This window comes from Neorhizobium sp. NPDC001467, from assembly GCF_050275975.1.
Lineage (GTDB): Bacteria > Pseudomonadota > Alphaproteobacteria > Rhizobiales > Rhizobiaceae > Neorhizobium.
Genome location: NZ_JBNNPS010000003.1, coordinates 399,645 through 410,768 on the forward strand (window position 1 = coordinate 399,645; position 11,124 = coordinate 410,768).

Annotated in this window: 9 protein-coding genes, 2 tRNA genes and 3 pseudogenes; 3 read left to right on the forward strand and 11 right to left on the reverse strand. The window is 61.1% G+C overall.

The annotated features are described in order from the left end of the window. The first annotated feature begins 8 nt into the window (after positions 1 to 8). Positions 9 to 1,018: pseudogene (locus tag ACQKKX_RS10360) on the forward strand (IS30 family transposase). Between the two features lie 266 nt (positions 1,019 to 1,284). Here ACQKKX_RS10360 and ACQKKX_RS10365 read toward each other — a convergent pair. Further along, positions 1,285 to 2,328, reverse strand: a complete 1,044-nt coding sequence (locus ACQKKX_RS10365; protein WP_427570600.1) for a class I SAM-dependent methyltransferase — start codon at positions 2,326 to 2,328, stop codon at positions 1,285 to 1,287. 278 nt (positions 2,329 to 2,606) lie between these two features. Between ACQKKX_RS10365 and ACQKKX_RS10370 the strand changes: the two genes are divergently transcribed. Then, a complete protein-coding gene (locus ACQKKX_RS10370; protein WP_427570601.1) occupies positions 2,607 to 4,580 on the forward strand; it encodes a putative bifunctional diguanylate cyclase/phosphodiesterase in 1,974 nt (657 codons plus the stop codon). Here the strand turns inward: ACQKKX_RS10370 and ACQKKX_RS10375 are convergent. Next, positions 4,569 to 5,741 carry an MFS transporter gene (locus ACQKKX_RS10375; RefSeq protein ID WP_427570602.1) on the reverse strand — a complete coding sequence of 391 codons (1,173 nt, stop codon included), beginning with the start codon at positions 5,739 to 5,741 and terminating at the stop codon, positions 4,569 to 4,571. The genes ACQKKX_RS10370 and ACQKKX_RS10375 overlap by 12 nt on opposite strands. 184 nt (positions 5,742 to 5,925) lie before the next feature. Here ACQKKX_RS10375 and ACQKKX_RS10380 point away from each other — a divergent pair, with 184 nt between their 5' ends. Continuing rightward, positions 5,926 to 6,366, forward strand: a complete 441-nt coding sequence (locus tag ACQKKX_RS10380; RefSeq protein ID WP_427570603.1) for a DUF4864 domain-containing protein — start codon at positions 5,926 to 5,928, stop codon at positions 6,364 to 6,366. A 727-nt stretch (positions 6,367 to 7,093) separates the two neighbouring features. Here ACQKKX_RS10380 and ACQKKX_RS10385 read toward each other — a convergent pair. The 9 genes and pseudogenes from ACQKKX_RS10385 to ACQKKX_RS10425 form a co-directional block, all read right to left on the reverse strand. Next, positions 7,094 to 7,651: a regulatory protein RecX gene (locus tag ACQKKX_RS10385; RefSeq protein ID WP_427570605.1), complete on the reverse strand. Its 558-nt coding sequence runs from the start codon at positions 7,649 to 7,651 to the stop codon at positions 7,094 to 7,096. Positions 7,652 to 7,664: 13 nt separating this feature from the next. Next, a pseudogene (locus ACQKKX_RS10390) lies at positions 7,665 to 8,414 on the reverse strand (tRNA guanosine(34) transglycosylase Tgt); the annotation flags it as partial. 322 nt (positions 8,415 to 8,736) lie between these two features. Then, positions 8,737 to 8,901: pseudogene (locus ACQKKX_RS10395) on the reverse strand (TetR/AcrR family transcriptional regulator); the annotation flags it as partial. Positions 8,902 to 9,134: 233 nt separating this feature from the next. Continuing rightward, positions 9,135 to 9,563: a MaoC family dehydratase gene (locus tag ACQKKX_RS10400; protein WP_427570606.1), complete on the reverse strand. Its 429-nt coding sequence runs from the start codon at positions 9,561 to 9,563 to the stop codon at positions 9,135 to 9,137. Between the two features lie 2 nt (positions 9,564 to 9,565). Continuing rightward, positions 9,566 to 10,018 (reverse strand): MaoC family dehydratase N-terminal domain-containing protein, encoded by a 453-nt coding sequence (locus ACQKKX_RS10405; RefSeq protein ID WP_227296765.1) that lies wholly within the window; start codon positions 10,016 to 10,018, stop codon positions 9,566 to 9,568. A 127-nt stretch (positions 10,019 to 10,145) separates the two neighbouring features. Continuing rightward, a complete protein-coding gene (gene rpmG / locus ACQKKX_RS10410; RefSeq protein ID WP_100594914.1) occupies positions 10,146 to 10,310 on the reverse strand; it encodes a 50S ribosomal protein L33 in 165 nt (54 codons plus the stop codon). 87 nt (positions 10,311 to 10,397) lie between these two features. After that, a tRNA-Met gene (locus ACQKKX_RS10415) sits at positions 10,398 to 10,470 on the reverse strand. Between the two features lie 45 nt (positions 10,471 to 10,515). Continuing rightward, positions 10,516 to 10,588, reverse strand: a tRNA-Thr gene (locus tag ACQKKX_RS10420). 85 nt (positions 10,589 to 10,673) lie between these two features. Beyond that, positions 10,674 to 11,124: DegT/DnrJ/EryC1/StrS family aminotransferase (locus ACQKKX_RS10425; RefSeq protein ID WP_427570607.1), on the reverse strand; the 451-nt coding region annotated here is incomplete at its 5' end.

The window sequence follows — 11,124 nt, forward strand, 5'->3', positions numbered from 1 at the left end:
AAGCTGCAATGAAACACACCTACTCCCATATCGACATGGACGAACGGCGCAAGATTGCCCGCTGGAGAACAGCCGGACTGAGCGTTGAGCTGATCGCCGAGAAGCTGGGCCGGCATCGCTCGACGATATTTCGCGAGATCAGACGCAACACCTTCACTGATGCCGAGTTTGTGGACCTGAACGGCTATTATTGCGTCACCGCTCATGACATGGCGTGTGAACGCCGCACCAAGCTGAGGAAGCTGGCGCGTTTCTCGAATGTCAGGCAGTCCGTTATCGACCGGATCATGCACGGTTGGTCGCCGCAGCAGATCGCCGGCCGAATGCGGCTCGAGCGTCATCCTGTCTCGGTGAGCCACGAGACGATCTACAAGTTCGCGTATTCTGCCGATGGTCAGGCGATCAAGCTGTGGCGATATTTACCCGAACATCGGGCCCGCCGCAGACCGCGTCATGCCAGACGCAAGCATGGTCAACGGTTTAGCCCGGAACTCAACATTCTGCGACGCCCCGATCTGTCGCTGACCGAAAGCAGTTCGGGCATTGGGAATGCGATCTCATTCAGTTCCGCAAGAAGTTCGGAAAAGCCAATATGACGTCGCTCGTTGAACGCGTGAGCCGCTTTGCCATCTTCCTGCGCAACAATGATCGGCAATCCCGACCCGTCATGGATGGCCTCGTCCAGGCGCTTCAAGCCCTGCCCCATCTCGCGCGTCGCTCCATCACCTTCGATCGCGGCACGGAGTTTACGGATTGGCCCTATCTGCAAGCCAGCATCGGCACGCAAACCTGGTTCTGCGACCCGCAATCGCCCTGGCAAAAAGGCACTGTCGAAAACACCAACAGACGAGCGCGGAAATGGCTATCGAGAGAGGTCGATCCGCTGTCGGTGACGGATACCGACCTGATCGAGATCTGCAACAGACTGAACGGCACGCCGCGCAAATGCCTCGGCTATCGAACCCCGGCAGAGGTGTTTCGCAAGAAACTACTCGCTCAGATGCGATATGCCGGTTAGCTTGAACAAACCCGCAAGTCGCGCTTCAGCATGAACTCACAGGCTGGATACTCTATTTCCATGAGGTCGTAGCATCCCCGATGGGTCCGGGCCGAGATATAGCGCCTCGGTAGTTACAGCAGATCGAAATTGGCTGAGTGGTAGTTGGCCGAGCTAACGTCGTCGCATGATCCTGATGATCAGCGGCGCAAAAAGCCAAGCCCTGCCCTGATGTCCTTGGGCTGTGAAATGCGCGGCGCCACTGCATTGGACGCCGCGCATGTGATTCAGTCGCGGCGCTTGATCGTGCCGTAGACGATATTGCGGTTCTTGCCGAAGAACACGTCCGTCTCGTAATCGCCGCCATCCGTGCAGGCATGGATGATTTTCCACATATCGGCTTCCGAACGCAGCAGCAGTTGCCAGTTCATGAAGGTCTCGATATAGCCGTCCACCACGATCGGATAGGAATAATTGGCAAACAGGAACGTGCCGCCAGGTTTGAGCATGTCAAGTGCGCGCTGGGTGAGCTTGATCGCCACCTTGTCGACCAGGTAGTCATAAAGACCCGACGCATAGACGAGATCGAACTGACCCGGATCGATACGCTTTGCCAGAACCTGGCGAACCGAGCCATCGACCGCTTCGACGCCCATTTTCGCATAATCGCGGGAAATGGTGCCGATGCTGATCGGGTCCTGGTCGAGCGCGACGTAGCGCTTCAAGCCGCCGGCCTTGAGAGCCTGCGAGCATTCCGCCTCGCGCAGGTGGCCCGCCGCGATGCTCAGCACTTCGGTCTCCGGTCCCCTCGCCGCTGCAACCGCGTCGACTTGGCTGGCCAGGATATCGCGCCGGTCCCAGTTGGCCTGGGAAGACGGCGCCGTGCTGGTATATTCGAACAGTGCTTTGCCGCGCGGCGACGCCTTGGCGATCATCTCCGAAACGCTGTCATGCCGGTAGATGAGATCGAGCAGGCTTGCATCGCCGGAATAGCCACGCGGCTTGTCCCAGGACCAGCGCGTCAGCGGATCCTCAAGAAAATATTGCGCCACTGCATGGTTCTGGATGAACGGTACCAGGCTCTGCCATACGCTCTGATGCATCCGCCCGCGCAAGTCGTGAAGCGCAAGCGTAATGCGGTCGATGATCGCCGTCGGATTTTCATCCTTTTCGAACTGCTGGCGCGCCAGTTCCAGAAGGATCGCCAGTTCCCCCTTCCCTGCTGCAAAATGGCGATCGAAATCTTCCGGCCGAGCGACGGACATCTCATCGGCAATCTGTTTCGGCGTGATGAGACTGTGGCCGTCGAATGCTAAATTGATCTGGTTCACGTGACATACCCCACTGCTAACGTGAATGAATTATTAACGCGTGCAATCAAACACGATATATCTAAAAACGCACCATACACTTGCATTAATGATTAACTATCAAATTCCGCAAATGGTGCAGGCAGCTGCTTGACCCTTGAAGATTCAAGAAAAGTTAAGTGACTTCCCCGTAAATTTACGGGGATGTGAGCGGGATTGCGGAACCAATCTGCCTGCTCGCCCATGGTTCTGTTAGGGAAAGCGAATATCCCATACGGACCGACTTGATAGGACAGTGCATGAAGCACACATTTGCCGACGCCATCGAAACAGACCTGCAAAAGTCGCTGCAGCGACCGAGCACGGCAGAGCTTCGCGCGCTTTATCGGGAAGACGACGAGCGGGCCCGTGCTACGGCAACGCGCAAGGGTCTCTGGATCGCGGTCCTCTCCTATCTGGGATACTCGCTTACCGATTTTCTGCTGATCCCCGACGTTGCGGTCGAGACAGCACTGGCGCGACTGCTGGTCTCGGTTCTAGCCCTGACGGTCCTCGAAATTCTCGTCGCTCTGAAGCTTCATGCCCGCTGGCTCGACCGGATAAGCGCGGCAGCACTGGTCGTGGCCTATGCAGCCTGGTTGGTGCCAGCAGTCCATACGGCTTATGTCGAAAGCCTGTCATATTACATGATCTTCGGCGCCATTTTCATGATGGGCGCCAACCTGTTCTTCAACTTTCCCTTCCTTCTTTCGATCATGGCCTCGGGCGCCATTCTCGCGACCTTCCTGACATCGCTCCTGCTCTTCTTTCCACATGACAGCAGCTATGCCTTTGCCTTCAGCACCTTCTATCTGTCCTGCTTCGTGTTCACCTCCTATGTGAACTGGAAATTGAACGTCGAGCGCTACCACGTCTTCCTCAATGCACATGAAGCCAAGCTTCGCCAGACGGAAGCGAATGACCGCGGTGCTGCGCTGCTACGCATGTCGAACACCGATTACCTTACAGGGCTCGACAACCGCCGCGCCGTCGATCAGCGCCTGCGCGCCTATTGGAACGACTGGCAAGGCGAAGGACGCGGTTTTGCGGCCATGCTGGTCGACGTCGATTTCTTCAAGAAATACAATGACGGTTATGGCCATATCCAGGGCGACCATTGCCTTATCACCGTCGCCAGCACCATTCGTGAGGCGGTGGAGCCGCTGGGAGGCTCAATTGGCCGCTATGGCGGTGAGGAATTCATCGTTCTGGCGCGGGTCGACAGTCGCGCCGACGTTGTGGCATTGGCCGAGAAAATCCGCGCGACTGTTGAAGGTCTTGGCGTTCCGCATGTGGAGCGCCGCGATGGGACGGCGATCGTCACCGTCAGCGTCGGTGCGGCCTTCACCCGCGACCATATCGGTGCCAAGCTGGAAAAGATGATCCACGAAGCCGATCGCGCGCTTTATAGCGCCAAGGCCCATGGTCGCAATTGCGCGCGTGTGTTTGATCCGAGCGATCCCCACACGAGCGACGAGAGCGAGAATATCGCCGCCCTCCTGAAGATCGCCATCAACCAGAACCTAGTATCCATGGTCTATCAACCGCTGGTCGACCTCAAGACGGGACGCCGGGATGCCGCCGAGGCTCTGATGCGTCTGAAGACGCTCGACGGAGACAATATCTCGCCGACCCTTTTCATTCCGGTTGCGGAACGAACCGGCATCATCCTCGAATTGGGGAAATGGGCGATCCGCACCGTTTGCCGCGAGATGCTGATGTCGAACCAGGCTGAGGTCGTCAGCGTCAACGTTTCGCCGATCCAGTTGAAGACGCCGGGATTTGCGGCCAGCATTGCCGCGATTTTGGGAGAGACCGGTCTTTCCGGCCATCGCCTGGCCTTCGAGATCACGGAAGGGCTGGATATGGAAATCCATTCCGACGTGCTGCGTTGCATCAGCGACTTGAAGACGCTCGGCATCCGCATTTGGCTCGACGATTTCGGCACGGGTTTTGCCGGTCTTTCGTGGTTGCGCCTGATCGATTTCGACACGGTCAAGATCGACCGGTCCTTCCTGCACGATATCGATACCAGTCGCGGCCGCGTCATGCTGCGCGATATTGTCCACCTGGTGCGCCATCGAGGTCCGAAAATCCTCGTTGAAGGTGTGGAGACGGACGAGCAACTGCGCTGCCTGCACGAGATGGATATCGATTTCGCGCAAGGTTACCAGCTCGGCCGGCCGGTTCCTGCCGCGCGGTCGCAGTTGTTGCCGCGGCTCCTATCGCGCTGAGCGCCGCCAGCCGGTTCTAAGGCCCGGTCGCACGCCTTGGGAGACCGGCGCCATGATAAAGCTCAGCAGCGCAAAGGGCAGAAGCATGGCAAAGCTGGCCAGAAGGCCGAACGTTTCGGCGACGAAACCAAGCGCAGGCGGCACCCCGATCGTGGACAGCATCAAGCTCAGTGACAAGGCGGCGAGATTGTCTGCGGGCGCGCCCCTGCCCCGCTCGATCGTGGTGGCCACGGCAAGCGGATAGCCAAGCGCGATACCGCATCCAATCACGAAGAAGGCGATCCCGGTCAGAACCAGTCCCGGCATCGCCAGCATGCCGGTCAAACCGACGATGACCAAAGTCGCCGAGCCACGCACCAGCGTCATGGTACCGTGACGCTGCCGCAGCCAGTCGCCGCTAAGACGCGTCAGGCCCATGCCTAGAGTGAAGCTGGCATAAATGATGCCGGCGGTCGTCGCATCGGCGCCAGCGCGCTCGCGCAGGAAGAAGATGCCCCAATCGTAGATGGCGCCTTCCGTTATGCAGATTCCGAACACCATGACGCAAATCAGCAGGATCGTGCGATCCGGCACGATGAAAATCGGCCTGCGTTTCGGCTCCGTTTTCATCTCGCCGGCGGAATGATCGCGCGGCGTGATGCGCAGGATGACGAGGCAGGCGAGCAGTACCAACGCGGATACCGAGGCCTGATGGAGGAATGGCGAGACATCCCGTCCTGCCAGAAACCCGGAAGCGAGCGATCCGACCAGCAGACCGACGGACCAGAAGCCATGGCTGCGCGCCAGTACTTTCACGCCGGTGCGGTGTTCCGTGCCCGCAGCGATCATATTGGTTGCCACGTCCATGACCGTGCGGAAAAAACCGTAGAGGATGAACAGAAGGAAGAATGGCAGGATCGGCGCGACCGTAATGAGCGGCATGATCACCGCGCAGATCGCCAGAAACAGCGTCGCGGCAATCCGCGGTGTCAGCCGCTCGGTAATGCGGCTTGCTACCGAGAGTGCGACCAGCGTGCCGATCGGAGCTCCAAGGAGCGACAGTCCCAGCACGGCCTTGTCGACGCCAAGCCCCGCCTGGATGGAGGGCAGCCGGGTAAACAGCGACACGAAAAGAATGGAATTGCAAAAGAAGATCAGCGCGGGCGGCGCTAGCGTGGCCATGGCATTGTTCCGAGTTTGGGATCGGTCCCTCTTCGCACTGGCGGCTGCATGCCGCAAGACCTGAGGGGGTGCCGCCGCAGCCGGAACAAATGCCGCCAGCCTGCGTGCGAAGAATCTTCGTCACGGCATCTTCACCTTTGCTCAAATAACGCTAGCCTTATCCTATCGTCATGGAGGAATGCCGATGTCCTTGCGATCAATGTCTGCCGCATCCCTTGCCCTCCTCGCTCTGTCCGCTGCAGCCCTTGCCGACAGCGCAGCGGCAGACGATCCGGTCGCTGATGCACAGGCTATCATCAGCGACCAGATCGCGGCGATGAAAGCCGAGGATGCGTCAAAGGCTTACTCCTTCGCCTCTCCCGGCATCCGCGGTCTGTTCCCGGACGAGAAGCAGTTCTTCGAGATGGTGAAGAAAAACTACGAGGCCATCTTTCACGCCGGCAACTATGCCTTCGGCCGCTCCAAACTGGTCGGTGGCGGTGAACTGGTGCTGCAGGAGGTGATGATAACGGGTCCCGACGGCAAGGACTGGACGGCGATTTACGAGATGCGGCAGATGGATGACGGCAGCTACAAGGTGAACGGCGTGCGCATGCTGAAGAATACGGCAAGCACGGGCATTTAGCCGCAGTCCGCCAGGGATTAGTCGGCGTGCGGGCCCACTATACGCGATCTTCCTTTCGGAGTCGAAACAATCGAGCGATCTGACGCGTAAACACGGCCTTCTGAACAGCGTTAAACAGGGACGTTGGAAATGTTTGAGAGGCTGCAGCACGATATCGGCAGGGGCCGCGTCTCCAACCTTGAAGGCAACCCGGTATTCGGGATCGGCAACCATCGTCCTGAAGGCAGCGCGACTTACATATTCAACCACGGTCACTGGATCTCAGGGCTGTGCTTGCCCCCGTCAGCACCGGCAAACCATCTCCGTCACCAGCGACTGCCGTCGCCCCGGATAACGCTCCTCCAGGAGCGCCTTCACCGCCACACGATCGATGCGGACATGGCGGAAGGCCGATCGCTCCTCGCACGAGGGCGCGAGAACGCACGTCATCGAAATACGCGATGGCGATGGGCCAGATGATGCTGTCAGACGGTGCCCATGCGCGTCCTCGTAACGGATCGCCACCTTTCGCTGCCGACGAATGGCCTCCCGCAACATGGCGGCACGGGCTTTCGTTGAATCGCACCGGTTGACGATCGGCGCGCTGTTGTACCCAGCCCAGACCAAGCACTATAGTGCAACCAGTTTTTCGGGTGAAAATGTGAATTGCGGAAGGAAAAACCTTCACTCAGGACGTAGCCGGCCCCCGCCTGTCCATCGACAATGGCTAGAAACATGGCGCAGAAATCTAGAATGCGGCACCAGCCGTCAGCTCTTCGGCTTCATCACGATCAAGGGCGACAACCCGTCGGCAGATTTCGAGGTTAAATCCCTGGCGCGCCATTGACGAAAGCTCCTTCGTGATCCGCCTCTCGTCGGCCTCGTCACGCCGGTAAGGTCCAAACCCGCGCTTGCGGGCATAGGCAAGCGCCGCCCGAACATCGTCTGCATCCTCAAGCGCGATCGATGCCGTTTCCGAATCGATACCCTTTTCCTGCAGCTTGCGCTGGATCATCCGTTTCGAGCGACCGCTGCGCACGCCGGAGCGAACCTTTGTTTCGGCATAGTTCTGATCGTTGAGCGCTCCGAGCGACTGGCCGAATTCAAGCGCTGTTGCCGCCAGAACCTGCAAGTGCTCTTCGGAAATATCCTCGAATTTCTGCTTCGCCTTGCGCTTGATGGCGTCGAACAGTTCGCGTTCAGACATCATCCGCCGCGACAACCGATAGAGGGTGGAATTTTTCGCCCATGACAGCATGCGCGGCGTGACGCCGATCGGTTGATCCTCTTCCTCCTTGCCGCTCATGCCAAACATGTCCTCAGAGCTTGTCGATATCGCCCTTGGCCCAGGCTTCCTGTGTTTCCGCATAAAAGTCCTCGAACCGGCCTTCAGCGATCGACTGGCGGATGCCCTTCATCAGGTCCTGATAGTAGTGAAGATTGTTCCAGGACAGCAGCATGCCGCCCAGCGCCTCGTCGGAGCGGACGAGGTGGTGCAGATAGGCGCGGGAATAATCGCGGGCGGCTGGGCAGCTCGATTCCTCGTCGAGAGGGCGCATGTCTTCCGCATGACGGGCATTTCGGATGTTGACGCGGCCACGGCGTGTAAAGGCCAGACCATGGCGGCCGGAACGGGTCGGCATGACGCAGTCGAACATGTCGATGCCGCGCGCCACGGATTTCAGGATATCGTCGGGCGTGCCGACGCCCATCAGGTAACGCGGCTTTTCGGTCGGCAGAACCGGCAGCGTGGTTTCCAGCATGGACAGCATCACGTCCTGCGGCTCGCCGACGGCCAAACCACCCACGGCATAACCCTTGAGGTCCAGCTGCTTCAGACCCTCGGCCGAGCGAACACGCAGTGCCGGCTGGTCGCCGCCCTGGACGATGCCGAACATCGCCTTGCCCGGCTGCTCGCCGAAGGCCACGCGACAGCGTTCCGCCCAGCGCAACGACATTTCCATCGCCCGCTCGATTTCCCGCGGTTCCGCCGGCAGTGCCACGCATTCGTCGAGCTGCATCTGGATATCCGAGCCCAGCAGGCCCTGGATCTCGATCGAGCGTTCCGGCCAGGACGTTGATCAGCATTCCTTGGGCCATGAAGGTCGTCGTCGTGTCCACGTCCGCCCCCAGGGGCAGATGCGCCGCCTCCCAGAGCTTCATCCACTCGGCACGGACCGCCTCGCCGAACTCGTGGTCACCGGCCGCCTCGGCGGCGGCGACCGCGACGTACACCTGCATCTGCATCATGAGCCGCTCGGGATCCCTGGCGATGACGTCGGTGTACGCGTTCGCCATGGCGCCCAGGGCCTCCTCGCCCTCCAGCCCTTCGGCGGCCTCGGCGAAGAGCCGCGTCGCATCCTGCACGCAACGGGTCGCCGCCGCGAGGAAGATGGCCTTCTTGCCCGGGAAGAGCCGGAACAGATACGGCTGAGAGACACCCACCCGCTTGGCGATCGCCTCAGTAGAGGTGCCGTAGTAGCCACCCCTGGCGAACTCGCTCATCGCCGCACGGACGACGCTCTCACGCCGCTCTTCTGCGCTCATCCTGACCATGCGGCTAAGTTAGTGGTCAATCACTACCTATGTCAAGCGTCATATCTTGGCTGCCGCCGAGGGTCTGCCACCGAGGCGTACGCACCCTGCCCACGAGCCGGGAATCGTGCCCACGAGCCGGGAATCGTGCCCACGAGCCGCGAGTCGTACCTACGAGCCGGGAGTCGCACCTACGAGTAAGGGGCACCCCGCAATGGAGGGTGCCCCTTACTCAGGTTCCTACGGAGCGGCCATTACGCCAGCTGCACGACCGCCCGCGACATGCCGAGCACCTTCTGGCCCGCGCTCGTCGCCACGAGGTCGACGCGGACGCGGCCTTCATCGAGCTTGGCGGCGACCTTGCCGCTGACCTCGATCGTCGCGCCCTTGTCGTCGTTCGGGACGATGACGGGCTTGGTGAAGCGCACGCCGTACTCCACGACAGCGGCCGGGTCACCCACCCAGTCGGTCACGACGCGGATCGCCTCGGCCATGGTGAACATGCCGTGGGCGATGACGTCCGGGAGCCCGACCTCGACCGCGAACTTCTCGTTCCAGTGAATCGGGTTGAAGTCCCCGGAGGCGCCCGCGTACTGCACGAGCGTGGCGCGGGTCACGGGGAACTCCTGGGCCGGCAGCTCCGTGCCGATCTCCACGTCCGCGTACTGAATCGTCGTCGTCATGGTCACGCCCCCTCGGCCGCGCGCGACACGAGCTTGGTGTAGGCGGTCACGACGTGCTCGCCGGCCTCGTCGTGGACCTCGCCGCGGATGTCCAGGATGTCGTTGCCCGCAAGGGACTTGATCGCCTCGATCGTCGAGGTCACGGTGAGCCGGTCACCGGCGCGCACCGGGCGTGAGTACGCGAACTTCTGGTCGCCGTGCACGACGCGGCTGTAGTCGAGACCCAGCTGCGGATCCTCGATCACCTGGCCCGCGGCCTTGAACGTGATGGCGAACACAAAGGTCGGCGGAGCGATCACATCGGAGTGACCGAGCGCCTTGGCCGCCTCCGGATCGACGTAGGCGGGATTGGTGTCCCGCACCGCCTCCGCGAATTCACGGATCTTCTCCCGGCCGACCTCATAGGGGTCGGTGGGCGGGTAGGACCGTCCCACGAAGGACTGGTCGAGCGCCATGGACTCGGCACCTCCTGGATTTGCGCTGTTGCCGGATGTTGCCGGATCTTACGGCCGGCCGCACACACGCGATAACGACATGAGGCCGCCCCCTCGGTAAGGGGACGGCCTCATGTACGAGCCTGAGTCAGCGCGTTTCGCGGTGCGCCGTGTGCTGGTTGCAGCGCGGGCAGTGCTTCTTCATCTCAAGACGGTCCGGGTCGTTACGCCGGTTCTTCTTGGTGATGTAGTTCCGCTCCTTGCACTCCACGCAGGCCAGCGTGATCTTCGGGCGGACGTCGGTGGCAGCCACGTGAGTGCTCCTTGGACGGACGGTTGACGGATGAACGCATGAATAGTAGCCGACCGGAGGACCGACCCCACAATCGGCTACTGTGTGTAGCGGTGACCGGACTTGAACCGGTGACACAGCGATTATGAGCCGCTTGCTCTACCGACTGAGCTACACCGCTTTGATGCGATGCCCCTCACCCGAAGGTGAGGGAACTTCACACCAGAGCCCCAATACGGAATCGAACCGTAGACCTTCTCCTTACCATGGAGACGCTCTACCGACTGAGCTATAGGGGCCTGTTGCTTTCCCGGGGTTTCCCCCGCAGCAACGGAATTAAGCATACCCGAACTTCAGCTCGGTTCGAACCGCCCCGCCCGCGCGTCAGAAAGCGGGCTGCAGCAGCCCACCGAGCGCATTGCACGCGGAGACGACCTTGTGGAGCTCGCGTCGCGACAGCGTGGCACTGACGGGCAGCGCCAGCGTCTCGTCGGCGGCCCGCTCCGTCTCCGGCAGCGCGACGTCACGCCGGAACTGCGGCAGCCGGTGCACGGGCGTCTTCACCGGCACGCGGCAGTCAATTCCCCGGGCCCGTATGGCATGTGCGAAGGCGTCCCGGTCGGGCCGCCCGTTGCCTGGCACCCGGACGACGTACTGCTGGTAGGTGTGCCGCTCGCTCCCGGCGGGCGTCCGTACGCCACTGAGCCGCGCGTTCAGATAGCCGGCGTGCGCCCGCCGCTCGGCGAGCCCGTCGTGCGGCTGCTCCGACTCGCCCTGCTCCAGGACGAGCAGCCCACGCCGCCCACCGATCTCCCGGAGCCGCGCCACATCGGCC